This is a genomic window from Stappia sp., from assembly GCF_048268045.1.
Classification (GTDB): Bacteria; Pseudomonadota; Alphaproteobacteria; order Rhizobiales; family Stappiaceae; genus Stappia.
Map to the genome: position 1 here is coordinate 91,452 of NZ_JBLWWG010000008.1, position 23,873 is coordinate 115,324.

At 66.4% G+C, this 23,873-nt stretch carries 23 protein-coding genes; 3 read left to right on the plus strand and 20 right to left on the minus strand.

Annotated features, from left to right (window positions below):
* Positions 1–66: 66 nt before the first annotated feature.
* Positions 67–1,944, plus strand: coding sequence for an amidohydrolase (locus ACN0WF_RS14165; RefSeq protein WP_417773534.1), 1,878 nt, complete (start codon positions 67–69; stop codon positions 1,942–1,944).
* A gap of 105 nt (positions 1,945–2,049) precedes the next feature.
* Here ACN0WF_RS14165 and ACN0WF_RS14170 read toward each other — a convergent pair whose 3' ends face one another.
* The 7 genes from ACN0WF_RS14170 to ACN0WF_RS14200 form a co-directional block, all read right to left on the minus strand.
* Complete coding sequence (locus ACN0WF_RS14170; RefSeq protein ID WP_417773418.1) at positions 2,050–3,846, minus strand: ABC transporter ATP-binding protein; 1,797 nt, start codon at positions 3,844–3,846, stop codon at positions 2,050–2,052.
* On the minus strand, positions 3,843–4,712 hold the full coding sequence (locus tag ACN0WF_RS14175) for an ABC transporter permease (protein WP_417773535.1): 870 nt from the start codon (positions 4,710–4,712) through the stop codon (positions 3,843–3,845). Before ACN0WF_RS14175 ends, ACN0WF_RS14170 begins: the two co-directional genes overlap by 4 nt.
* Positions 4,713–4,759: 47 nt before the next feature.
* Positions 4,760–5,701, minus strand: a complete 942-nt coding sequence (locus ACN0WF_RS14180) for an ABC transporter permease (protein WP_417773419.1) — start codon at positions 5,699–5,701, stop codon at positions 4,760–4,762.
* Positions 5,702–5,870: 169 nt separating this feature from the next.
* Positions 5,871–7,412, minus strand: coding sequence for an ABC transporter substrate-binding protein (locus ACN0WF_RS14185; protein WP_417773420.1), 1,542 nt, complete (start codon positions 7,410–7,412; stop codon positions 5,871–5,873).
* A gap of 69 nt (positions 7,413–7,481) precedes the next feature.
* Positions 7,482–8,195, minus strand: coding sequence for an SDR family NAD(P)-dependent oxidoreductase (locus ACN0WF_RS14190; protein ID WP_417773421.1), 714 nt, complete (start codon positions 8,193–8,195; stop codon positions 7,482–7,484).
* Between the two features lie 13 nt (positions 8,196–8,208).
* Complete coding sequence (locus ACN0WF_RS14195) at positions 8,209–9,387, minus strand: NAD(P)/FAD-dependent oxidoreductase (RefSeq protein ID WP_417773422.1); 1,179 nt, start codon at positions 9,385–9,387, stop codon at positions 8,209–8,211.
* Positions 9,384–10,679 carry an NAD(P)/FAD-dependent oxidoreductase gene (locus tag ACN0WF_RS14200; RefSeq protein WP_417773423.1) on the minus strand — a complete coding sequence of 432 codons (1,296 nt, stop codon included), beginning with the start codon at positions 10,677–10,679 and terminating at the stop codon, positions 9,384–9,386. Before ACN0WF_RS14200 ends, ACN0WF_RS14195 begins: the two co-directional genes overlap by 4 nt.
* Before the next feature lie 95 nt (positions 10,680–10,774).
* On the opposite strand from ACN0WF_RS14200, the gene ACN0WF_RS14205 reads away from it, so the two are divergent.
* On the plus strand, positions 10,775–11,677 hold the full coding sequence (locus ACN0WF_RS14205) for a LysR family transcriptional regulator (RefSeq protein ID WP_417773424.1): 903 nt from the start codon (positions 10,775–10,777) through the stop codon (positions 11,675–11,677).
* Positions 11,678–11,686: 9 nt separating this feature from the next.
* Here ACN0WF_RS14205 and ACN0WF_RS14210 read toward each other — a convergent pair whose 3' ends face one another.
* The 6 genes from ACN0WF_RS14210 to ectA form a co-directional block, all read right to left on the minus strand.
* Positions 11,687–12,397, minus strand: coding sequence for an RES family NAD+ phosphorylase (locus ACN0WF_RS14210; protein ID WP_417773425.1), 711 nt, complete (start codon positions 12,395–12,397; stop codon positions 11,687–11,689).
* Positions 12,394–12,813, minus strand: coding sequence for an antitoxin Xre-like helix-turn-helix domain-containing protein (locus ACN0WF_RS14215; RefSeq protein WP_417773426.1), 420 nt, complete (start codon positions 12,811–12,813; stop codon positions 12,394–12,396). The genes ACN0WF_RS14210 and ACN0WF_RS14215 overlap by 4 nt, the downstream gene beginning before the upstream one ends.
* Positions 12,814–13,018: 205 nt before the next feature.
* On the minus strand, positions 13,019–14,530 hold the full coding sequence (locus ACN0WF_RS14220; protein ID WP_417773427.1) for an aspartate kinase: 1,512 nt from the start codon (positions 14,528–14,530) through the stop codon (positions 13,019–13,021).
* Positions 14,531–14,645: 115 nt separating this feature from the next.
* Positions 14,646–15,038: an ectoine synthase gene (locus tag ACN0WF_RS14225; RefSeq protein ID WP_417773428.1), complete on the minus strand. Its 393-nt coding sequence runs from the start codon at positions 15,036–15,038 to the stop codon at positions 14,646–14,648.
* Between the two features lie 6 nt (positions 15,039–15,044).
* Complete coding sequence (ectB, locus tag ACN0WF_RS14230; protein WP_417773429.1) at positions 15,045–16,334, minus strand: diaminobutyrate--2-oxoglutarate transaminase; 1,290 nt, start codon at positions 16,332–16,334, stop codon at positions 15,045–15,047.
* 49 nt (positions 16,335–16,383) lie between these two features.
* Positions 16,384–16,929, minus strand: coding sequence for a diaminobutyrate acetyltransferase (ectA, locus tag ACN0WF_RS14235; protein WP_417773430.1), 546 nt, complete (start codon positions 16,927–16,929; stop codon positions 16,384–16,386).
* 180 nt (positions 16,930–17,109) lie between these two features.
* Between ectA and ACN0WF_RS14240 the strand changes: the two genes are divergently transcribed.
* Positions 17,110–17,586 (plus strand): MarR family winged helix-turn-helix transcriptional regulator, encoded by a 477-nt coding sequence (locus tag ACN0WF_RS14240; RefSeq protein WP_417773431.1) that lies wholly within the window; start codon positions 17,110–17,112, stop codon positions 17,584–17,586.
* A gap of 28 nt (positions 17,587–17,614) precedes the next feature.
* Here ACN0WF_RS14240 and ACN0WF_RS14245 read toward each other — a convergent pair whose 3' ends face one another.
* The 7 genes from ACN0WF_RS14245 to ACN0WF_RS14275 form a co-directional block, all read right to left on the minus strand.
* Complete coding sequence (locus ACN0WF_RS14245; RefSeq protein WP_417773432.1) at positions 17,615–17,953, minus strand: ArsR/SmtB family transcription factor; 339 nt, start codon at positions 17,951–17,953, stop codon at positions 17,615–17,617.
* An 87-nt stretch (positions 17,954–18,040) separates the two neighbouring features.
* Entirely contained in the window at positions 18,041–19,234 is a 1,194-nt protein-coding gene (gene uxuA, locus ACN0WF_RS14250) for a mannonate dehydratase (protein WP_417773433.1), read from the minus strand.
* The gene (locus tag ACN0WF_RS14255) at positions 19,227–20,672 is read right to left on the minus strand and encodes a mannitol dehydrogenase family protein (RefSeq protein ID WP_417773434.1); all 1,446 of its coding nucleotides are present in this window, start codon (positions 20,670–20,672) and stop codon (positions 19,227–19,229) included. The genes uxuA and ACN0WF_RS14255 overlap by 8 nt, the downstream gene beginning before the upstream one ends.
* The gene (gene kduD / locus ACN0WF_RS14260) at positions 20,662–21,405 is read right to left on the minus strand and encodes a 2-dehydro-3-deoxy-D-gluconate 5-dehydrogenase KduD (RefSeq protein WP_417773435.1); all 744 of its coding nucleotides are present in this window, start codon (positions 21,403–21,405) and stop codon (positions 20,662–20,664) included. The genes ACN0WF_RS14255 and kduD overlap by 11 nt, the downstream gene beginning before the upstream one ends.
* Entirely contained in the window at positions 21,402–22,226 is an 825-nt protein-coding gene (gene kduI / locus ACN0WF_RS14265; RefSeq protein ID WP_417773436.1) for a 5-dehydro-4-deoxy-D-glucuronate isomerase, read from the minus strand. Before kduI ends, kduD begins: the two co-directional genes overlap by 4 nt.
* A 32-nt stretch (positions 22,227–22,258) precedes the next feature.
* Positions 22,259–22,576: a cupin domain-containing protein gene (locus ACN0WF_RS14270; RefSeq protein WP_417773437.1), complete on the minus strand. Its 318-nt coding sequence runs from the start codon at positions 22,574–22,576 to the stop codon at positions 22,259–22,261.
* Between the two features lie 13 nt (positions 22,577–22,589).
* Entirely contained in the window at positions 22,590–23,870 is a 1,281-nt protein-coding gene (locus ACN0WF_RS14275) for a TRAP transporter large permease (protein ID WP_417773438.1), read from the minus strand.
* Positions 23,871–23,873: the final 3 nt, after the last annotated feature.

The following is a 23,873-nucleotide window of genomic DNA, read 5'->3' on the forward strand; positions in this document are numbered from 1 at the left end:
CGGCGCGCCTGCAGCCCCCGGTTGCGGTCGCACTTTCGAGTTCCAAAGGAGACTTCCGTGAAGCGAATGTCCATTTCCTGCCTGGCCCTGTTGGCTGCCTCCCTGGCGCCGACGGCAGGTGCCTTTGCACAGGACAGCGCCGACCGTATCTGGTCCGGTGGCCCGATCCTGACCATGGACGACACGCAGCCCCGCGTCGAGGCCGTTGCCGAGAAGGATGGAGAGATCGTCGCCGTCGGCTCAGAGCAGGACGTGATGAAGCTCAAGGGCAAGGCAACGAAGGTGATCGACCTGCAGGGGCGCACCATGCTGCCCGGTTTCGTCGACGCCCACGGCCACGCCTTCATGATCGGCATTCAGGCGGCCTCGGCGAACATTCAGCCGGCACCGGATGGACCGGTCAACGATATCGCCGCGCTCCAGGTCGCGCTCGAGGACTGGGCGAAGGCCAATCCCGACCGGGTCAAGCGCCTCGGTACCATCCTCGGGTTCGGCTATGACGACGCCCAGCTCAAGGAACAGCGCCATCCGACGCGCGAGGACCTAGACAAGGTGTCGACGGACATGCCGGTGATGATCATTCACCAGTCTGGCCATCTCGGCGTGATGAACTCCAAGGCGCTTGAGCTTGCCGGCATCACCGCCGACACGACGGATCCCGAGGGCGGCAAGATCCGTCGCAAGGATGGCTCCAACGAGCCGAACGGTGTGCTTGAGGAGGCGGCCTTCTTCGGTGCGGCGCTCAAGCAGCTCAGTGACCTCGACAAGGATGGCGCGCAAGAGCTGTTCGTCGCCGGGACGGAGCTTCTGGCGAGCTTCGGCTACACCACGGGGCAGGAGGGGCGCTCGACGCCCAACGTCGTGAAGATCATGCAGACGGCCTCCGACGCCGGCCGCACCAAGATCGACATCGTCACCTATCCGGACGTGCTGCTCGACCGCGACCTGATTCTCAAGGGCCAGTCGCGCACGTACAAGAACCGGTTCCGCATAGCGGGCGCCAAGCTCACGATCGACGGCTCGCCGCAGGGCTTCACCGCGCTGCGTGATCGGCCGTATTACAATCCGCCGGAAACCTACCGTGCCGACTACGCCGGGTATGCGGCGGCAAACAGCGACCAGGTGTTCGACGCTGTTGACTGGGCCTTTGGCAATGGCGTGCAGATCATCACGCATTCGAACGGCGAGGGCGCGTCGGACATGCTGATCGCCGCGATCCGCACTGCGGAGGAGAAATACGGCAAGGCCGACCGGCGTCCGGTGCTGATCCACGGCCAGTTCCTGCGCAAGGATCAGGTCGCCGCCTTCGACGAGCTGGATGTCTTCCCCTCGCTCTTCCCGATGCACACGTTCTACTGGGGCGACTGGCACCGCGACCGCACGGTCGGTCCGGTCAACGCGGAAAACATCTCGCCGACGGGCTGGGTGCGCGAGCGCGGCATGATGTTCTCCTCGCATCATGACGCCCCGGTGGCCTTCCCCGATTCCATGCGCATCCTTGATGCGACCGTCACGCGGCGCACGCGCTCGGGCGACATCCTTGGGCCCGACCAGCGCGTCGACGTGATGACCGCGCTGAAGGCGATGACGATCTGGCCGGCCTACCAGCACTTCGAGGAAAACCGGAAAGGCTCGATCACGCTCGGCAAGGTCGCCGATTTCGTCATCCTCTCCAAGGACCCGACAGCCATCGATCCGGAGACGCTCGACACGCTCAAGGTGATGGAATCGATCAAGGACGGCGAGACCATCTACACGCGACAGGAGGACGAGACGCCCGGCAAGCAGGGTGCGCTCCAGCCGCTTCCCTATGGCGGCGGCGACACCTTCGGCAACTTCCTGCGCCATGCCTCGCATGAGGCGGAAAGCGCCGGGGGGCATGTGCACGGGCCGGACATCTATTTCACGGCCCTGGCCAAGGGGCTCGCGCGTCACGGCGACTGAGTGCCGACGGCAACGCGCTGAAACGAAAGGGCCGCGGGGGGATACCTCCCGCGGCCCTCTTCATTGGTAGTGTGTCATCCCGGGGTGCCCGCCGGCCTTGGCTGTTCAGAACTCGCGCACCATGTGACCTTCGCCGACGGGATACATGCGCGAGGGCGGGCGTTGCCAGTCGAGTGGGCGCACGGGGCTGCGGAGTTCGTCCGTGATCAGCCCGCTGCGCTTGTGCTTCTGGCGGGGGTCAGGTACCGGCACCGCGTCGATCAGCTTCTTCGTATAGGGATGCTGCGGATTGCGCAGGATGGCATCGCGCGGACCGATCTCCACGATTTCGCCAAGCAGCATCACCGCGATCCGGTGGCTCACCCGTTCCACCACGGCGATGTCGTGGCTGATGAACAGATAGGCGAGGCCGAGCTCGCGCTGCAGGTCGAGCATCAGGTTCACCACCTGCGCCTTGATCGAGGCATCGAGGGCGGAAACGGATTCATCGGCCACGATCAGTTTCGGCTCGAGCGCCAGGCTTCTGGCGATGCAGATGCGCTGACGCTGCCCGCCGGAGAACTCGTGCGGAAAGCGCAGGGCGTGTTCTTCCTGCAGGCCGACCAGATCGAGAAGCTGTGTCACCCGGTCGGCGATCGCGGCGTCTTCCATCAAGCCGTGCACGCGGATCGGCTCGGCGATGGCGGAGCCGACCGCCTGGCGCGGATTGAGCGAACCGTAGGGGTCCTGGAAGATCATCTGCAGTCGCCGTCGGGCGTGACGCAACTCTGGATGGCTCGCGTCCATCAGGTCCTTGCCCTCGAACAGGATCTCGCCACCGGCGGGCTGCACCAGCCGCAGGATGGAGCGGCCCGTCGTGGACTTGCCGCAGCCCGATTCGCCGACGAGCGCGAGCGTTTCGCCGGCCGCGAGCGTCAGCGACACGTCCTCCACCGCATGAACGTTGCCGACCGGGCGGTTGAGCAGGCCGCCACGCACCGTGAAGCGGGTGGTCAGGTTGCGCACCTCCAGCAGCGTCTTGCCGCGTTCGTCGGGCTCATTGTCGGGTTCCGGCCCCACGCCGTTGGCATCCAGCGTCGGGAAGCGGCGCGGGGTGCGTGTGTCGCCGAGCCCGCCGAGCTTCGGCACGGCGCCTAGCAACATCTTCGTGTAGGAGTGTTTCGGGGCGGCGAAGAGATCGGCGACGGGTGCTTCCTCGACCTTGTCGCCGCGCAGCATGACCACCACCCGGTCGGCGATCTCGGCGACGACGCCCATGTCGTGGGTGATGAACATCACCGCCATGCCGATCTCTTTCTGCAGCTCGTGCACGAGCTCGAGGATCTGCGCCTGGATGGTGACGTCGAGCGCCGTGGTCGGCTCGTCGGCGATCAGCAGCTTCGGCTGGCAGGCGAGCGCCATGGCGATCATCGCGCGCTGGCGCATACCGCCGGAGAAACTGTGCGGATATTCGCCGATGCGTCGCTTCGCATCCGGGATTCGCACCAGGTCGAACAGCCGGAGCACCTCGGTTTCCGCTTCCGACTGGCTCATGCCCCGATGCCGGCGAAGGACTTCGGCGATCTGAAAGCCGATCTTGAGGACGGGGTTCAGGCTCGTCATCGGCTCCTGGAAGATCATGCCGATGTCGCCGCCGCGCACATCGCGCATCCTTTCCTCGTCGAGCGCGAGAAGATCCGTGCCGGCGAGCCGCACCGAGCCTTCGATGAGGCTCGATCCTTCCTGCAGCAGGCGCATGATAGAGAGCGCCGTGACCGACTTTCCAGAACCGCTCTCGCCGACGATGGCGACGGTCTCGCCTCGGTCGATGGTGAAGTCGATGTCGCGGATGACCGGCACCAAGGCGCCGTCGACGCGAAAGGAGGTGGTCAGTCCTTCGACCTTGAGAATGGGCTCGGTCATTGTTCCCCCTTCAGGCGCGGGTCGACCGCATCGCGCAGGCCATCGCCAAGCAGGTTGAGCGAGAAGACGACGATCAGGATCGCGAGCGAGGGGAAGAGCGCCAGCCAGAAGCTGTCGAGAATGTTCTCGAAGCCCTCGCGGATCATGCCGCCCCAGGTTGCCGTCGGCGGGTTGACCCCAAGGCCGATGAAGGCGAGCGAGGCCTCGACGCGGATCGCCGTCGCCAGCCACAGCGAGCCCATCACCAGCACTTCCGGGGCGATGTTCGGCAGGATGTGGCGGAACATCAGGCGGAGGTGCGAGTAGCCGAGCGCATGGCCCGCCTCGATGAACTCGCGGTTCTTGATCGCGATTGTCGGCGCCCTGGCTATGCGCGAGAACGGCGGGATCGCGGTGAGCGCGATGGCGATGACCAGATTCGAGATCGACGGGCCGAGCATGGCGACGACGATCAGGCCTAGGATCAGCGAGGGAAAGGCGAGGAGAACGTCCATCACCTGCATGATCAGCAGGTCGGTGCGCCCGCCGAAGTAGCCGGCGATCATGCCGATCAGCGTTCCGATGATCATCGCCGAGCTGATGGCGAGCAGGCCGATGGTGAGTGAAATGCGCGCCCCCCAGAGGATCCGCGAGAGCGTGTCGCGGCCGTAGTAGTCGGTGCCGAACCAATGCGCCTCGGAGGGCGGCTTGAGACGGTAGAGGATGTTCTGGTCGAGCGGATCGAAGGGCGCGATCACCGGGGCCAGGATCGCCAGCATCGCCACGACGGCGAATACCGCGAGGCCGAACCAGGAGGTCTTGTTGGCGTTGAAGGCCTTGAACAGGCCGCTGGCGAGCGTCGCCAGCGCAAGGCGGTAGTAGGTCATGCGCGACGGGCGCCTTGCGGTCGCGGTCGCGGCTCTCGGGGGCGTCGTCATGCGTATTTGATCCTCGGGTCGATGAGGCCATAGGTCAGGTCGGTGACCAGATTCACCAGGACGACGATGAGCGTGTAGATCACCATCATCCCCTGGAGCATCGTGTAGTCGCGCTGGTTGAGCGCGCCGACGATGAGCTTGCCGAGGCCGGGACGGTTGAAGACGATCTCGGTCAGGACCGAGTTGCCGATGAGGATGCCGAGATAGAGGCCGACAACGGTGACGACCGGGATCAGCGCGTTGCGAAGACAGTGACGCCAGACGATGACGGCGAAGGCGAGCCCCTTGGCCCGGGCCGTGCGGACATAGTCCTGGTTCAGGACCTCGAGCATGGCCGAGCGGGTCACGCGGGTGATGTAGGCGGCCATGATCAGGCCGAGGTTGATCGCCGGCAGCGCCAGGTCGCGAAGCCGGTCGGCGATCCCGTTGCCCTGGCCGGAGCTGATCACCGGGAACCAGCGCAGGTGGATCGAGAAGAAGAGCAGCAGCAGGACCGCGGAGACGAAGGCGGGAAAGGAGAGGCCGAGAAGCGAGCCGATCCGCGCGATGTAGTCGGGCAGCTTGTTGCGGCGCACGGCCGACCACACGCCGACGGGAAGCCCCACGGCAATGCCGAGGATGAGGGCGGCAACGGTCAGCTCGAGCGTTGCCGGCAGGACCTTCAGGATTTCCTCGATCACCGGGCGCCCGGAGACCATCGAGACGCCCCAGTCGCCGATGACGACCCCGCCGAGAAAGGCGATGTACTGCTGGTAGAGCGGCACGTCGAGCCCGAGCCGCACGCGCATCGCCTGAAGAGCCGACTCGCTGGCCTGATCGCCGAGGATCGCCAGCGCCGGGTCGCCCGGCAGCACCCGTACAATGAAGAAGACGATGGTCAGGACGGCGAAAAGCGTGATTGCCGCGAAGCCCAGTCGCTTGAGAATGAATGCTGTCATGAGATGTCGACCTCCGTCGCCGCGACCGGACGGACTGCTTTCGGGCGGCCCGCCGGCATGGCGTATGAGAGCGGTTCCCGAGCGCCTGCGCGTTGCGGTGCTGGGGACTGCGTCGTCACTTTCCGGGAGACCCGCGAGGGTCTCCCGGCGCGGAGTTCACGTCGTCCGGTTACTCGGAGAAGGACGCGAGCTCGGTGACCGGCGGGCTGAGGTTCAGCGAGCCGTGCACCTCGGTGCCGAGGTCGAGCGTGTCCTTCCAGGCCCAGAGCTGCATGCTCTGGACGATCGGCACCGCGCAGACCTCATCCATGATCTTGCGCTGGGCCTCGGCCCAGTACTCAAGCTGCTTCTTCGGGTCGGTCTCGGTGCGGGCGGCCTCGATCTCCTTGTCGGCCACGGCGCAGTGCGAGAAGTTGGCGATGGCCGTCGGGGTGCCGACAATCGCGTCCGAATGGAAGAACTGGGTGAGATAGACATCGGCGACGGGGAAGCGGGCGGCCGCGTAGTGGGTCACCTGGCTCATGTCCTTGCGGATCTGCTCGTGGAACGTCGCATGCTCGACCGTCTCGATCTCGAGATTGATGTCGGCCTCGCGCAGCAGCGCCTGGATCGCCTCCATGGTGGACAGCATGCCAGGCAGGGTGGTGTGGATCGCCTTGATGGTCACGCCGTCGGGATGGCCGGCTTCCGCCAGAAGTGCCTTGGCCTTCTCGATGGAATACTCGTAGGTCGGCACGTCGGCGGTGTAGCCGAGATGGCCCTCGGGAACGGGCGAAATCGCGGCGAGCGTCACGTCCGGTCCCTTGAACTGGACCATTGCATCGCGGTTGATCGCATGGGCGACGGCACGGCGCACGCGCACGTCGTCAAGCGGCGGCATGGTCATGTTCAGGTGGATCACCGACATCTCGCCCGGCTTCATCACCGACACGACGGTGCCCGGCACCTGCTTGATGCGCTCGACCCAGGTTTGCTCCTGCTTGCCGTAGATCATGTCGATCTCGCCGGACTGGAAGGCTAGGTCGCGGGACGCGTCGGAGGGAATGTAGCGGTAGAAGATCTCCTTGAGCTTCGGCTCGCCGCGGAAATACTCCGGATTGGCGACCAGCTTGACGTATTGCTGCGGCTGGTATTCGGCGAACATGAAGGGGCCGGTGCCGATCGGCGTGCGCTGGTATTCGTCACCCAGCGCCTCGACGGCGTCTTTGCAGACGATGTTGCCGCCATGATACGGCACCAGCAGGCCGAGCAGGCTCGGGACCTTGTTCTTGAGCTTGATGGTGACCTCAAGCGGTCCCGTGGCCTCGACGCTGTCGAAGGCGGTGTAGTCCTTGGCGAAGGACGAGATCGCCGGGTCAGCCGAACGCTTCAGCGAATAGACGATGTCCTCGGCATCGATCTTGCCGTAGTCGCCATGGCACTCCACGTCGTCGCGCAGCGAGAAGACCCAGGTAAGCCCGTCCTCGGAGCTCGTCCAGCTCTTGGCGATGTCCGGTTCGATGAACTCCGGGCTCGCCTCGCCGGGCTTGATCCGCACGAGACCGTTGAACATCCAGTGCAGGAGCCCCTTGTCGGGGGTCGAGGTGGCGACATGCGGGTCGAGCTTGCCGGCATCGGCGCTGCCCATCCCGACATTCAGAGTTGTTCCGGCGGCATAGGCGTTGCTGGCCGCCAGCAAGGCTGCGAATGCAATTCCCAGTCTGGTCTTCATGGTCTCGTCCTCTGGTCGTGGTTCTTGCGGGTTTTCCCGCTTTTTATCAGCCCCAGAACACGCTGCTCCTCACAGCGTGTCTTCCAGCCGGCAGTTCACCAGCATTTCCGCCATGGCTGCCGTGTTCGGCAGGGCCAGCGCCAGGGCGGCGATTTCGGCAAAGTCCTCCGGGTCGATCATCTCTTCTCTGGAGATCTTGGTGACGCCGTCGGTCAGGTCTGTTGCGACGAAGCTCGGGCAGATCGAGGTGGCGCGCACTCCGTGGTCCCAGCCGATGCGGCGGGTGCCATGGGTCAGCGCCATCACGGCGTGCTTCGTCATGTTGTAGGCAATGTTCTCGTTGCGCACGCGTTTTCCCGAGAGCGAGGCAACATTGATGACGCGCCCGGTGCCGCAAGCCTTCAGATGCGGCAGGCAGATGCGGGTCATGAACAACGGGCCCTTGACGTTGATCGCCCAGAGGGCGTCCAGTTCGGCCTCGTCGCCGTCCTCAATGGAAAAGGTGTTCGACGTACCGGCGTTGTTGACCAGGGCGTCGAGGCGGCCGAAGCGCTTCAGCGTGGCGTCGAGCCAGGCCTCGTGCGACGTGCGGTCGGCGGCGTCGTAGCGGCAGCACAGCACCCGTTCCGGGGCGATGGTGGCGAGCGTGTCGGCGAGGTCGTAGGGATCGCGCGCGCCGGCGCTGATGCTGTAGCCTTTTTCGAGCAGCTTGCGAGCGATGGCGAGACCAATCCCTCGGCTCGCTCCTGACACCATGACGACGCGACCTTCGGGGTTGAGCAAGGGCCTCTCCTTTTTATCCGTGCAGCGTGAGCGGTGCGTGCGCGGCAGTGTGTGCCGCGAAGCGATCGAAACGGAAGGGCTGGATGTCGTGTCCGGGATCGATGCCGCGAAGGAGCCTGGCGGCGATCGCGCCAGTCACGGGCCCGATGCCGAAGCCGTGACCGGAAAAGCCGGCGGCGACGACCAGATTGTCGAGGCCCGGTAGGCGGTCGATCACCGGCAGCGCATCGGGTGTGAGGTCAAGGGCGCCGGCCCAGACCTCCGCCAGCTCGGCTTCGGCGAAGGCGGGAAGCACGCTGGAGACCTTCTCGATGGTCTCGCGGATGGCGCGCATGCGCGGATGGATCACCGGACGGCCATTGGTCTCGACGATGTCGCCGGGCCAGTCCTCCGCGCCGCTGGTCACGCGGAAGCGGCCGTTGATTTCCTGACGCGCTGCCATGTCGGCATTGGCGACGCCGAGAACCGGGCTCAGCAGCGGTGCGCAGGCGGCGCTGCGCAACACGGTCACCATAGGTCGGCGCAACGGGATCTGGTGGCCGAGCGGGGCAACCAGATCGTTGACGAGGATGCCGGCGGCGAGCAGTACGGCTCCGGGCGTGATCGTGCGCCGGTCGGTGACGACACGGGCGATGCCGGCGCCGTCGGCCTCAAGCCGGATCACCCGTTCACCGAAGGAGAGGCGTGCCCCAAGGCCTTCGGCGCGGCGTGCGAAGGCCTCGACGGTCGCGACCGGGTCGGCGTGTCCGTCGGTCGGGCAGAAGGAGGCGGCGACGATCCTGTCGGAGAGCGCAGGGGCGATCTCGCGTGCGTCCTTGAGATCGGAAAGGAAGGTCAGGTCGAGGCCGGCGCGGGACTGGTCGTCGACGAGCGCGCGGATCGTTGCTGCCTCGCTGTCGTTTCGCGCCAGCCGCAGATTGCCCGAACGGCGGTAGCCGGTTTGCGCGCCGAGCTTCTCGTCGAGATCTCCCCACAGGGCCACGGCGGCGCGGGCAAGCGGCAGCTCCGCCGGGTGGCGGCCTGACTGGCGTACGCCGGCCAGTGTCCACCCCGAGGCCATGGCGGCGGGTCCGTAGGCGTCGATGATCTCGACCCGGTGTCCCGCCTCGGCAAGCTCGAGGGCGGCTGAAACCCCGGTGATGCCGGCACCGATGACAAGCACGTCCATTGTCGTCTCGCTCATGCCGGTCATGCCTTGCCCCTCCGTGAGAAGCGCGAGAGGGCGAAGGGCGCCATGTCGACCATCGGGGCTTTGCCGCCGATGTGCTGGACAACGAGCCGGGCGACGCCGGGGCCGATGCCGAAGCCATGGCCGGAGAGGCCCGTGGCGATGACGAGGCCGTCCCATCCGGCCGGCTCGTCGATCACCGGAACCTCGTCCGGCATGACATCGATGAGCCCGCCCCAGGTCTCGGCGATCTCGACGCCCTCCAGACGCGGGTGGAGCTGCTTGGCGGAAGCGAGCACATTCTGGAGGAGCTTGCGGTCGGGTGTCGGGTCCATGACGCGGACCTGCTCGAAGGGAGAGATCTCGTCGGCCTTCCAGCGGTGGTGACCGAGGGGGCCGAAGAACTCCGGGCCGACGCGCAGCTTCATGATCCGCCAGCGTTCGGCCAGAACGGGCAGGAAGGCGCGAAGGTGGCGGAAGGCCGCGGGAACGATCTGGAATTCCGCCGCGCCTGAGCGGGCGATGGTGTAGCCGCCATCGATGCGCCGGCGAAGCGAGGCGCCTGTCGCGCCGAGCGCCCCCGCCGTGACCTCGGGTCCGGCGGTCGTGCGCATGACGGACGACTTGATGGCAAGCTGCGGCAGCCCGAGCCCGAGGTTTTCCAGGAAGGTGCGCGACCAGACGCCGCCGGCCAGCACCACCGTCTGGCAGGCGATCTCGCCCTGCTCGGTAACGACGGCGCGGACCTTTCCGCCGCTGCGCTCGACGGAGCGCACGGCGCAGTTCTCGACGATGGTCGCACCACAGCGGGTGGCCAGGCGCGCCATGGCGGGCACCGCGAGGCCTGGCTCGGCCGAGGCATCGGAGGCCGTGTAGAGCGCGCCGGCAAACTGGCGGTCGTTGCGCTTGAGAAGGTCGTCGGTTTCCTGCGGGGAGAGCAGCCGCGAGCCGTGATCGAAGCCCTGGCAGGCGTCCAGCCAGTCTTCATGCTTCGCCAGTTCCTCCTCGGTCTCGGCGAGATAGCTGATGCCGCGAATGCCGTAGCCGATGTCCTCGCCGAGGCGTCCGGCGATGTCGCGCCACATGGCGGCGCTTTCGATCATGAGTTGCAGCTCGCGGGGATCGCGGCCGGCCTTTCGGATCCAGCCCCAGTTGCGGGAGGATTGCTCGCCGGCGATGCGCCCCTTCTCGCACAGGACGACCGGAACACCTTTCTCGGCAAGCAGCAGGGCCGTGCAGACCCCGACAATGCCACCGCCGATCACGACGACTTCAGTACGTTCCGGCAGCCGCCGGGGGTCATCAATGGCGCTCACATCGCCCTCCAGATACAAGCTTCCTTGTCAGAGTGCGAAGCGGTCGGATATAACGCAAATACCGTTTCCTTACGTGTGTATCCGGGAATGTTATAGTGTCGGCGATATCGCAACGCTCTCTAGAAGCTTTCCGTGCGGTGATGCGGACAGGAACCGTTTCTGCCGCAGCGGAAGATCTCGCGATTTCGCAGCCGGCGGTCAGTCGGCTGATCCGGGATCTGGAGGATCGGCTGGAGCTTTCGCTCTTCGCCCGCCGGGGCGGACGGGTGGTTGCGACGCGTGAGGCCCATGAATTGTGGACCGAGGTCGAGCGCAGTTTCATCGGCCTGGGACAGATCGAGCGGGCGGCGGCCCAGATCCGCCAGGGCTACCGGGCGACGCTGACCATAGCCGCGGCTCCCGCCATCGCGCAGTCGGCGTTGCCGGGGGTGGTTGCGCAACTTCTGGCTGAGAGGCCGGAATTCCGGGCCGAGTTCCTGTCGATGACGACCTTGCCGGTGGTGCGGCAGGTGGCGCTGCGCCAGTGCCAGATCGGCTTTGGCATTCCCACGCAACACAAATACGAGATTGACGTGGTGCGCACCGGTGCGGTGCCGTTCCGCTTCGTGGCGCCGCCGGGCCATCCGCTCGGAGACTGCAAGGTGATCCGTGCGAAGGATCTTGCGGGCATGGACTTCGTCGGCTTCATGGATTCCACCATGTCGGGGCGGGCGTTCGACCGGCTGTTCGCGAAGATGCGCCATCCACCGGTGCAGAAGATGAAGTCCTACCTCTCCCACATCGTCTCGGCTCTGGTGATGCGCGGTATCGGCGTTGGCATCGTCGATGCCTTCACGGCCGAGGATCATGAGCGGATGGGAGGCGTCGTGCGGCCGATGGATATCGCGGAACGCTTCGAATATTCGATCATCAAGCCCCATGGCGACAAGCTGAGCGGGGAGTCGCTCGCGCTGGTCGAGGGGTTCGAGCGCTACGTGGAGCGGTTCGGCGAGGCTTGAGGGCGGTGGCTATCTGGCCAGGCGCGTGATGCCGGGAACCGGGCTTCCCGCCCAATCGAACAGCCAGGTGTCGCCCTGGCGGACGTTCTGGACGAGGCGCGGCCGGAACGCGGCGAGGCACTGTCCGTTTTCGTGTCGTGCGGAAGGATAGAGAAGCCCGTTCCCGCCTGCCTCCAGAACCTCGCGGGCAAGGCGCTGTCCGGCCGGGTAGGCGACGGTGGGATCGGGGTCGAGCGCGCTGGCTTTCGTCCGTGCGGCCAATTCATGAAACTCGGCGGTGAAGCCGGCCAGAAGCTCGCGGTAGGCGGTGCGGTTTTCGTAGACGCCCGTTGCCGCGAGCTCGCGCGTCAGGTGCCAGCCGACCTCCGCCTGTGCGGTCGCCACCCTGTCGGCTCCCCATGCAGCGTACCATGCCCCCCGCTCGGGGCCGTTGAACCGGTTGCCCGTCGTCCGCGTGTAGCAGAAGGCGGCGTTCACATATGTATGGCCATAGCCGTCGGCCTCGCCGAGAAGTTCGGACGGGTCGAGACCTCCGGGAACGGGTGGCAGCGGCGAGCGGCGGGGGGAGGTGAGCCCCTCGAGCGTCTCCAGGATCGCCAGTTCCCCGGCCGTGTCGGCGAGGGGAGCCATCGCCGGCTCGTCGATATAGGCGGTGGAAATGAGACGGACGGTCGTCTCCTCGGTGAACAGGCGGCGGGCAAGGCCCTTCGCAGCGCTCACGCGCCGCCCCGAAGCGCGTCGATGTGCTGGCGCACGCGCATCATCGCCGGGATGCCGCCCGCGCACATGATCTCGACCGGGGTCCTGCCGTCGAAGCCCGGCCCCGTGTTGACCTGCTGCGGCCATCCCGTGGCGAGCGGCCCGTTGAAGAGCAGGCGCAAGCCCTTGAAGAGGCCGACGATAAGGCTCGCCCGCGTGATCTTGTCCTGGTCGAGCCGTCCGCGAAACGCTCCCGACTTCATCCGCCCCCAGGTCGCAGGCGGCACATCGAACAGCGTCGACGCCTCGGTGTTGCCGAGGCCCCATGCCTCGCAGGCGCGCACGACCGCCTTGACGATGGAGGCAACGGCCGCCGGCTCGGCGACAGGGCCAAGAACCGGGGGCATGGCAGGGGTGATCTCGACAGGTCTCAGCATGTCATGTCTCGTCAGTGTTTATCATATGATGTGAAATATATATTCATATGATGCGTAAAATCAAGACCGTGTCCTGGAAGACCGGCCTGTTCCTCCTCCCGTGGAACGGGGCGGCGAAACGACAAAGGGCCGGCACGCGTCGCGCACCGGCCCTTGTTTGTCATCGCTGACGGTTCCGGCGGGGCCGGTTGTCAGGTTGCCGGCGTCAGGCCGCCCGCGACATTTCTGCGTCCTTGCCCGAGGCGACGGCTTCCGTGCCTTCGCAGAAACGGGCATGAAGCGCGCGCACCGCGTCGTTCATCTTGCCGGCGTTGACGAGGAACTGCACGTCGACGCGGCGCCCGGTGTCCTGCGAGGAGATCACCTCGATGCCGGCTTCGTCCAGCGCCGAGAGGCCGTTGAGCGGGACGCGCAGGCCGGACAGGTCGCGGCCGATGACCGAGACGATGGCCGCGCGTCGGCTGGTGATGCGGGCCGACGGATATTTCGTCGTCAGGTCTTTTTCCACGCGCTTGAGGATCTTCAGCGGTGCCTCGACGTGATGGACGATCGTGTTGGCATTGGAGGTCTTGGAGATGATGCGCACCTGATGGCGGGTGAGCACTTCCAGGATCGCGGCGTCGTAACCCTTGACGCCGACCATGTCCTGCTCGAACAGCTCGAGCGAGGTGACGGGCAGTCCGGTGACGAGCTCGACGCCGGACTTCTCGGCGGCTTCCGCGTCGATGAGCGTGCCCGGATCCTCCGGCTCGAAGGCATTGGTCACGCGCAGCGGAACGCCCGCCTGGCGCAGGGTCTTGGCGGCGTTCGGATGGATCGCCTCCATGCCCATGTTGGAGAGCTGATCCGCGACGTCGTAGTTGGTGCGACCGATCTTGCGGACCCGGTCCTCGCCGACAAGGCGGGGATCGGCGCTGGAAAGGTGGAACTCCTTGTGAATGATCGCCTCGCGCGCGCCGGTGAGGGCGGCGGTCACGGCGAAGGTCACTTCGGAGTAGCCGCGGTCATACTCGCGCATCAACCCCTCGCGGCACTGGGCGTAGCCCGTGACGATCGGCAGTTCGCGGGTGATGTCGACCTGGTCGAAGGCATTGCCGATGCGCTCTTCCAGCGTCGGCTGGTTCTCGTCGCGCCACCCCGAAAGGTCGAGGGCGCGCGCGTTGACGCCGCGCCGGCGCAGCATCAGCGCGAGACAGGTCGCCGAGTGCGCCTCGCCGAGGCCGGCGAGAAGCTCGCGGATCGTGTGCATGTGCTCCGACAGGTGGAAATGGCCGTAGGAGCAAAGGCGCTGAAGGTCGAGAAGACAGCCGCGCGCGCCCTCGATGCGCTCGCGCACGAAGTCGTCGGCGTCCTGGCGGTCCGCCGCCTCGTCGAACAGATCGGCATTGATCTCGCGCATGGCACGGGAGACGCCGTCGAGGGCCTCGATCCAGCCATGGTGTTCGTCGGCGTCGGCAAAGAGCGCATAGACGCCCGGCGCGCCGGTCTTCTTGTCTTCCAGAAGCAGGTTGGTAACGCCACCAAAGGCGGACACGACGAAGGCGCGGCCGTACAGGCTTTCTTCCGGCCGGTCGCCGATCAGGATCGTGTCCATGAGCTCCCGGGCGCGGCTCATGGAGGTGCCGCCGATCTTCTCGACCGTGTGGCCCGTGCCGGACGCGGGCGAGGCGGCCTCGGTGTCGGTTTCGGGGGTCTTTCGGGCAGCGATGTCGGTCATGGTGAAGCTCAGGGTCCTGTCGTGAGGGGCGAGAGGGGAACGGCAAGCCGTCCCCCTCGAGCGTTTCGTCATGAGGCCCGGGGCCGGCGCGATGCCGCCCGGACGCGGGCCTGCCTCAGGCAGCTTCGTCCGCGGGCGCATAGGAGCCGTCGGCCCGGTGCACCTCGGTGCCGGTGACCGGCGGATTGAAGCAGCAGGCCATGTGCAGCTCGGTCTTGGCGCGCAGGATATGCTCGTCGTGCTTGTCGAGCGCGTACATGACGCCGGGGCGGATCTCGTGGGTCTCGCCGGTGGCGATGTCGGTGATCGAGCCCTCGCCGGCCATGCAGTAGACGCTCTCGAAATGGTTCTTGTAGTGGAACTTGTGCTCGCTTCCCGCCTCCAGGATGGTGATGTGGAAGCTGAAGCCCATGTTGTCGTCCTTGAGCAGCAGACGGACGCTGGTCCAGCGCTCGTTGCTCACCTCGCGCTCGGTGTTGCGCACCTTGTTGAAGTCGCGAATGATCATCTGTGGTTACTCCGCTGCAATACGAGTTGATTCCATGCGCTGGCCGACAGCCTCCTCGAGGATGTCGAGGCCGCGCGTGAACAGGTCGAGGTCGATGTTGAGAGGCGCGAGCACCTTCACCACCTCGTCATGGGCGCCGGATGTCTCGATGATGAGACCTTCCGCGAAGCAGGCCTTGCAGATCTCCGAGGCAAGCTCGCCCGACCCCACGTCGACGCCGCGCATCATGCCGCGTCCCTTGAGGCGGGACCCCGGAATGTGGTCCGAGACCTTCCGCAGGCGCTTCTCGAGCAGTTCGGCGCGCGTTTCGACGCCAAGCCGGAACGTGTCGTCTGCCCAATAAGTCTCAAGCGCGACGCGGGCCGTGACGAAGGCGTGGTTGTTGCCACGGAACGTGCCGTTGTGCTCGGCCGGGCCGAGAATGTCGTGCTCCGGGCGCACCAGAACGGCGGCCAGCGGCAATCCGAAGCCGGAAAGCGACTTCGCCATGGTGACCAGGTCGGGGACGATCCCAAGCCTGTCGAAGCTGAAGAAGCCGCCGGTGCGGCCGCAGCCTGCCTGAATGTCGTCGATGATCAGCAGGGCGCCGTTGGCGCGGGCGATCTCTGCGACGCGGCGCACCCACTCGGGGCGTGCGGCGTTGAGGCCACCCTCGCCCTGCACGATCTCCAGAAGCACAGCGGCGGGAGCATCGATGCCGCTCGACGGATTGGAGAGCATTTTCTCCAGGATGTCGGCCGTGTCGACGCCGTCGCCGAGGCTGGCGTCATAGGGCATGCGCGTCACCTGGCCGAGCCCGGTGCCGGCGCCACCGCGGTGGTAGCCGTTGCCGGTCGCCGCGAGCGCGCCGAGCGTCACGCCGTGGAAGCCGCTGGTGAAGGCGATGATATTGCTGCGGCCGGTTGCCTTGCGGGCGATCTTCATCGCCGCCTCGACGGCATTGGTGCCGGTCGGGCCCATGAACATCACACGGTGATCCATGCCCCGCGGCTTGAGGATCCGATCCTCGAAGCTCGTGAGGAAGGCAGCCTTCGCTGAGGTGTGCATGTCCAGGCCGTGGGTCACGCCGTCGGCGGTGATATAGTCGATCAGCGCCTGCTTCATGACCGGATCATTGTGGCCGTAGTTCAGCGAGGAACAGCCGGCCAGGAAGTCGATGTAGGTGCGTCCGTCCGCACCCTTCAGCTCCGCGCCTTGCGCGCTCTCGAACACGGTCGGAAAGCTGCGGCAATAGCTGCGCGCCTCGGACTCGCGGCGCGCAAAAATGGCACGGTCGTCGTTGTCGACGGTCGTCATTGTAATCCTCATATTCTGGAACTTCATCAAGTGGCCGCGGTGGCGCCAGTCAGGCAGCCTTCTTCACGGCCTCGGCGAAGCGGATTGTCACCATATGCTCGGTGGCATGCTCGCCGTCGAAGTGTGCGTCCTTGCGGAAATGCGGCTCTCTGTCGAGCACACCGCCCTGACGGCGCGCGAAGGACGTGAACAGACCCCAGCTCGCCGCGTTGTCGGCGGTGATGGTGGTCTTCATGCGCCGGACGTCGGAGCATGCGTCGCGATCAAGGGCTTCTGCCAGAAGGCGCTTGGCCAGACCCTTGCCCTTGGCCGCGTCGGAAACGGCGACCTGCCAGATGAACAGCGTCTCTGGATCGTCGGGCAGAAGGTAACCGGACACCCAGCCAAGAACCTCGCCGTCGGAAGCGCGTTCGGCAAGGACGCAGGTGTCCGCAAAGTGATCGCACTGCAAAAGGTTGCAGTACATGGAGTTCTCATCGAGCGGCGCGCAGCTGCCGATAAGCCGCCAGATTGCGGCCCCGTCCTCTGCGCGCGGCTTTCGGAGGGTGATGTCGTCGCCTGTCGGCGTGTCTTTGGAAACCTTCGTGAGCGTCATGGGATCCCCGTTTCGTTCGGGGTGGATAATATGTCTATCGAAATATTTTTCAACCCTAGCCAGGGGTGCGTGTCCGAGTTTGCTCGAAAATGCTAGCGTTTCTGCGGTGTTTCGGTAGGTATAAAATTCGATTATCGAAATAAGGTTCGTCTGCTAACAAGGGGCTTAAAGGGGGCGATCATGGAAGACAGGGTACAGACGAGTCTCATTGCGCTCAGGCGAATCCTGCGGGCGACTGAACTCAACGCGCGCACGCTCGCGCGCGCGACAGGGCTGACGACACCGCAGTTCATCGTCCTGTCCATCGTCGCCGAGGCGCAGGAGACGACGCCGAAGGCGATCTCCAAGCGCGCCGGCGTCGGGCAGGCGACGGCGACGTCGTTGCTCGACAAGCTGGAGGCGCGCGAGCTTGTCACGCGCACGCGCGGCAACACCGACAGGCGCATCGTCTGGGTGCGGGCAACCGAGGCCGGGCTGGAGATGCTGAAGTCGGCGCCCGACCCGCTGCACCAGGTGTTCGAGCAACAGTTCGCGAGCCTGCGCGACTGGGAGCAGGCGATGATCGTTGCCTCGCTCGAGCGGATCGGCGACATGCTCAACGCTGGCGGCATCGACGCCTCGCCGTTGCTCGATGTCGGTCCCGTCGACCGCAAGTGAGGCAGGGAGGCGCGCGCTGCCGCAGGCCTCAGTCGACGGCGTCCGCCGGGACCTCTTCCAGGATCTCGAGCAGCAGATCGGCAAGCGGGCCGAGGGCTTCTGGATTGAGCGAATAGGCGACGCGCGGGCGCATGCTCCGTCCGCCAACGAGGCCGCCCTCCCTCAGGATGCGCAGGTGCTCGGAGACGGTCGATTGCGCCAGTCCGAGCGCTGCCACCAGATCGGCGCCGATCAGCGGTCCGCGTTCCAGCAGCAGGCGAACGATGCGCACCCGCGCGGGATGGGCGAGGGCGCGGCCGAGCGCGGCGATGGCGACTTCGCTGTCGTCGCCGGCCTCATCGTGTTGTGCATCGCCCGTTTCCGCCATGCTGCCCCGCCTCTTGCATCGCACATCGTCGAATCACGATAGGCGCGTGTTCGCGTCGGATCAAGCGCGCTGCAGCACCATCCGGCATCAGCCGTGGCGGGTCTTCTCGTGGCTGAGGGCGGCGATCACGCCGCGCAGCTCGGCGAGGCCGCGCATGCGCCCGATCAGCGGATACCCCGGATGGGTGTCGCGGTCGCTGTCCGACAGCAGTTCGTGGCCGTGATCGGGGCGAAAGGGGATCTCGCTGTCGGTGCGCCCCTGCGCCGCGCGACGGCCTTCCTCGGCGAGAAGGGTCGCGACCAGCGCCACCATGTCGGTGTCGCCGCCAAGATGCGCGGCCTCCTCGAAGCTGCCGTCCGGCTCCTTGCGCACGTTGCGCAAATGGGCGAAGTGAATGCGCCCGGCGAAACGGCGTGCGATCGCAGGCACGTCGTTCGCCGGATTTGCGCCAAGCGAGCCCGAGCAGAGCGTCAGCCCGTTCTCGAGCGTGTCCTGGCAGTCAAGTACGAAGGCGATGTCCTCGGCATTCGAGACGACGCGGGGCAGGCCGAGAATGTCGCGCGGCGGATCGTCGGGATGTACGCACAGGCGTATGCCCAGTTCGCGCGCGGCTGGAATGACCTCGGCGAGAAAGCGGGCGTAATTCGCCCGCAGCGCGCCCGCGTCGATGTCCCGGTAGGCGGCGAGAGCCTTTCGCAGGCCGGGAATGTCGTAGCGGTCGTAAGCGCCGGGCAGGCCAGCCATCACGGCTGCGACGACCTGCTCCCTTTCGCGCGTTCCCGACGCATCGAACCAGCATTTCGCGCGCGCCCGTACATCGCTCGAATAGTCGGCCTCCGCCTCCTCGCGCTCCAGCATGAACATCTCAAGCGCGCACATTTGCGCCGCATCGAAGCGCAGCGCCGTTCCGCCGCCGGCCACCGGGCGGGTGAGCTCCGTGCGCGTCCAGTCGATCAGTGGCATGAAATTGTAGCAGATCGTCGCGACCCCGGCGGCGGCGAGGTTCGCCATCGACTGGCGGTAGTTGGAGAAGAGCGTGGAGAGGGATCCCTCGCCACGCTTGATCCTCTCGTGCACCGGCAGGCTTTCCACGACGACCCACTCCTGGCCTTGGCCGGCGTCGGCGATGAGGCGCTGTCGCGCCTCGATCGCTTCCACCGTCCAGATCTCGCCGTAGGGGATTTCGTGAAGCGCGGTGACGATGCCACCGGCGCCGGTCTGGGCGATCTCGTCGAGACGGATCCGGTCGAGCGGCCCGTACCAGCGCCAGCTTTCACGCATGGCAGCCCTCGACCGCCTTGCGGGCACCCTTGTCGGCAAGGGTCTCATAGGCCGCGGTCAGGCGCTGGCGGAACGCCGTGTTCGCGGCGAGTTCCTGCGGGAAGATCTCGGTGACGCCAAGAAGGGCCGCGACCTTGCCGGCCGGATCGGCCGCGCCGTTCGACAGTTCCCTCAGCCGATCGGCCATCGGATCGCGCACGTCGATTTCCGCGCCGGTCTCGTCGGTGCCGCCGACGTAGCGCATCCACGCGGCCACCGCCAGGGTGAGGCCCGCCATCGGCCGGCCGGCGGCGATGCCCTCCGCAAGTTGCGTCAGAATGCGTTGCGGCAGCTTCTGGGAACCGTCCATGGCGATCTGCCAGGTGCGGTGACGGATGCCCGGGTTGGCGTAGCGGGCAAGCAGCGCGCGGGAGTAGTCGGTCAGCGACACGCCCGGCGGCGGCGTCAGGCCGGGGATGATTTCCTCATCCCAGACCCGCGTGATGAAACGCGCGAATGCCGGGTCGGCGACCGTCTCGGCAATCGTCTCGAAGCCGGCCAGGTAGCCGAGATAGGCGAGTGTGCTGTGGGTGCCGTTGAGACATCGCAGTTTCATTGCCTCGTAAGGCGCGACATCCTTGACCAGCTCGACGCCGACGGCGGCGAAATCCGGGCGCGCGCCGCCGACGAAGTCGTCCTCCACGACCCACTGGCGGAAGGGCTCGTGCATGACCGGGCTTTCGTCGCGTCTCCCGGTCAGGGCCGCGACGCGGTCGAGATCCTCGTCCTTGGTCGCCGGCACGATGCGGTCGACCATGGTCGCGGGGAACTCGGCTTCCGCCTCGATCCAGTCGGCGAGCGCGGGCTCGATCAGGCGGGCGAGGTCGAGCACGACCCCCTTCAGCAGCCGGCCGTTGTCGGGCAGGTTGTCGCAACTCATCACGGTGAAGGGCGGCAGCCCCGCGGCGCGGCGCGCCTGGAGCGCGCGCACGATGAAGCCGGGCGCCGAGGCGGGGGCGTCGGGCCGGGCAAGATCGGTCTCGATATCCGGGTGCTCGCGCATCAGCCTGCCGGTGGCGGGCTGGTGGCAGTAGCCTTTCTCGGTGACGGTCAGCGAGACGATCTTCACGCCTGGGTCGGCCATGGCGGCGACGACGGCGGCCGGATCCTCGGGGGCGACCAGGACGTCCTCGATCACCTCGATGACGCGCGGCGTCTCGCCCTCGGGCCCGAGCTCGAGCGCTGTATAGGCGCAGCCCTGCGGCTTCAGCCGGTCGCGCTGGTCGGGGCGTTTCAGCGACACGCCGATGATGCCCCAGTCGCCGCCGGAGGCGGCCATTGCCTCGGCGATGTAGATTGCGCCGTGGGCGCGGAAAAAGGCGCCGAGACCCAGGTGGACGATGCCTGCTGCGTGGCGGGATGCGGCGGAACGGGTCAGGCGGGGAAAATCAGCGGGCAAGCCAGCCTCCATCTACGGGAATCACAGTGCCATGGATATAGCGCGCGGCCGGAGAGCACAGGAAGACCGCCGTCCCGGCAATGTCTTCCGGTTCTCCCCAGCGCGCGGCGGGAATGCGGTCGAGGATCGACCGGTTGCGCGCGGGATCCGCGCGCAGAGCCTCGGTGTTGTTGGTGGCGATGTAGCCGGGAGCGATGGCGTTGACGTTGATGCCGTCCGCCGCCCACTCGTTGGCGAGGATCTTGGTGACGCCGGCCACGCCATGCTTGGCGGCGGTATAGGAGGGCACGCGGATGCCGCCCTGAAAAGAGAGCAACGAGGCGATGTTGACGACCGCGCCCCCCGCGCCGCGCGCAAGGAGTTCGCGGCCGAAGGCCTGCGAGGTGAAGAACAGGGCCTTCAGGTTGGTGTCGATCACATCGTCCCAGTCGGCTTCGGAGAACTCGGCACTGTCGTTGCGCCGGATGATGCCGGCGTTGTTGATCAGGATCGTGTAGCCGGCGCCCGCGAAGGTGTGGCGGGCGGCCATCGGGTCCGCGAAATCGAGAAGCTGCGACGAGGCCCGCCCACCGGCAAGGGCGATCTTCGCCAGCGTTTCGTCGCAATCGCGCCGCCCGGCGCAGGTCACCTCGGCTCCGGCGGCGGCAAGTGCCACGGCAATCGCCTGGCCGATGCCGGTGTTGGCGCCGGTCACCAGTGCCTTGCGGCCGGAGAGGGAGAACGCCCCGCTCATTTCAGGTCGCCCATCTGGATGAAGTCCATGTCGGTGTAGTCGACGTTGTCGCCGGCCATCGCCCAGATGAAGGTGTAGCTGCCCGTGCCCGCGCCGCAGTGGATCGACCAGGGCGGCGACAGGGCGCCTTCCTCGTTCGCCAGCACAAGGTGGCGGGTCTCGTCCGGCTCGCCCATCAGGTGCAGGATGCGCTGGTCGTCGGCCATGTTGAAATAGAGATAGGCCTCCATGCGCCGGTCGTGGATGTGGGCGGGCATGGTGTTCCAGACGGAGCCGTCCTCGAGCGTGGTGTAGCCGAGGACGAGCTGGCAGCTTTCCATCACCAGCGGATGGACGAACTGGTTGATGGTGCGCTTGTTGGAGGTTTCAACGGCACCGAGCCTGACCGCGTTGGATTCCGCGATGGTGATGAGGCGGGCTGGCAGGGCGCGGTGTGCGGGCGCGGAGGTGATGTAGAAGCGCCCGGCGCCGGAGAAAGTGACCGCGCCCGTGCCCTGGCCGAGGTAAAGCACATCGCCGCGCGCCAGTTCGTAGGTTGTGCCGCCGGCCTCGATCCTGCCGGCATCGCCGATGTTGACCACCGCCATCTCGCGGCGCTCGAGAAAGGTCTTCGTGCGCGTTTCCTCGACCTTGTCGAGCGTCAGGCTGCCGCCCCCGGGAACGGCGCCGCCGACGACGAAACGGTCGTAGTGTGTGTAGACCAGCCGGATCTCGCCTTCGGCGAAGATGTCGGCGACGCGGAAGTGATCGCGCAGTTCGCCGGTGTCCATGTGCCGGGCGTGGTCCTGATGGACGGCGTGGCGGGTCTCGACGCTGAGCATGGCGTGTCCTTTCGGGACTTCGGTTTCAGAGATCAGAGAAAATCGTCGCGGCGCGGCGTGAAGCCGTCGATCAGCCGGCCCGCCTCCAGGCAGCGGCAGCCGTGCACCGCGCCCGAGGGGATGACGAAACTGTCGCCGGGGCCGACCTCGAAGGTTTCGCCTGAGAGCGTGAAGGAGAAGCGCCCCCGTTCCACGTATGTCGACTGGACGTGGGGGTGGGCGTGCAGCGCGCCTTGCGCGCCTTCCTCGAAGGTGAAGGAGACGACCATCATCTGCGGGTTTTCGGCGAGCACCTGGCGGGTGACGCCGGGATCGGCGGCAACCGCTGGGAACGGGCTGGTGGTCGACATGGCGGAGGTTTCCTCAGTGGAAGAGCGACGGCAGCCACATGGACAGCGCCGGGATGTAGGTGACGAGAAGCAGGGTGAAGACGGCGGCGAAATAGAACGGCCAGATCGTTTTCACCGCGTCCCAGACGGTGATCCGTCCCACGGCGCAGCCGACGAAGAGCACGGCGCCCACCGGTGGCGTGCACAGCCCGATGCCGAGATTGAGGATCAGGATCACCCCGAAGTGCACCGGATCGACGCCGAAGGCCTGTGCGACGGGCAGGAAGATCGGCGTGGTGATGACGATCAGCGGCGACATGTCCATGAACGTGCCGAGGAACAGCAGCAGCACGTTGATCAGAAGCAGAACGACGATCGGATTTTCCGAGACGTGCTGCATCAGGGCAACCAGGGTTCCCGGCACCCGCAGATAGGCCAGCAGCCAGCCGAAGGAGGCCGCGCAACCGATCACGAGCAACACCATGGCCGTTGTTCGCACCGCCGCCGTCGTCGCGCCGACGAAGGCGTTCCAGTGCATCGTGCGGTAGGCGACCACGGTCACGAAGAGTGCGTAGACCACGGCGATGCAGGAGCTCTCCGAGGCGGTGAAGATGCCCGAGCGTACGCCGCCGAAGATGATGAGGATGAGCACGAGGCCGGGGATGGCGTTGACGAAGAGCCCGCCGATGGCGGACCAGCCGCTGAAGCGCTCGACCGGATAACCGCGCTGCTTCGCCACGTACCAGGCGGACACCATCAGGCTCAGTGCCAGGATCAGGCCGGGAATGATGCCGGCGGTGAAGAGGTCGGCGATGGAAATGCGCCCGCCCGCCGAGATCGAGTAGATGATCATGTTGTGTGAGGGCGGCAGCATCAGCGCGATGATCGAGGAGACGACGGTGACGTTGACGCCGTAGTCGACGTCGTAGCCGCGCTCCTTCATCTGCGGGATCATCAGCCCGCCGATGGCGGAAGCATCGGCCGCGGCCGAGCCGGAGATGCCGCCGAAGAGGACGGAGGCGGTGATGTTGACCTGGCCGAGGCCGCCGCGCAGATGGCCGACCAGCGATCCGGCGAGAGCCACGAGGCGGCGGGCGATGTCGCCGCGCACCATCAGTTCGCCGGCGAAAATGAAGAAGGGAATCGCCATCAGGGCGAAGACCGAAACGCCGGAGTTCAGGCGCTGGAAGACGACAACCGGCGGCAGGCCCATATAGAGGATCGTCGCGAAGGAGGAGACTCCGAGGCAGAAAGCGACCGGCGTGCCGATGAGAAGCAGGACCGTGAAGGACCCGAACAGGACAAGGAGTTCCACGCG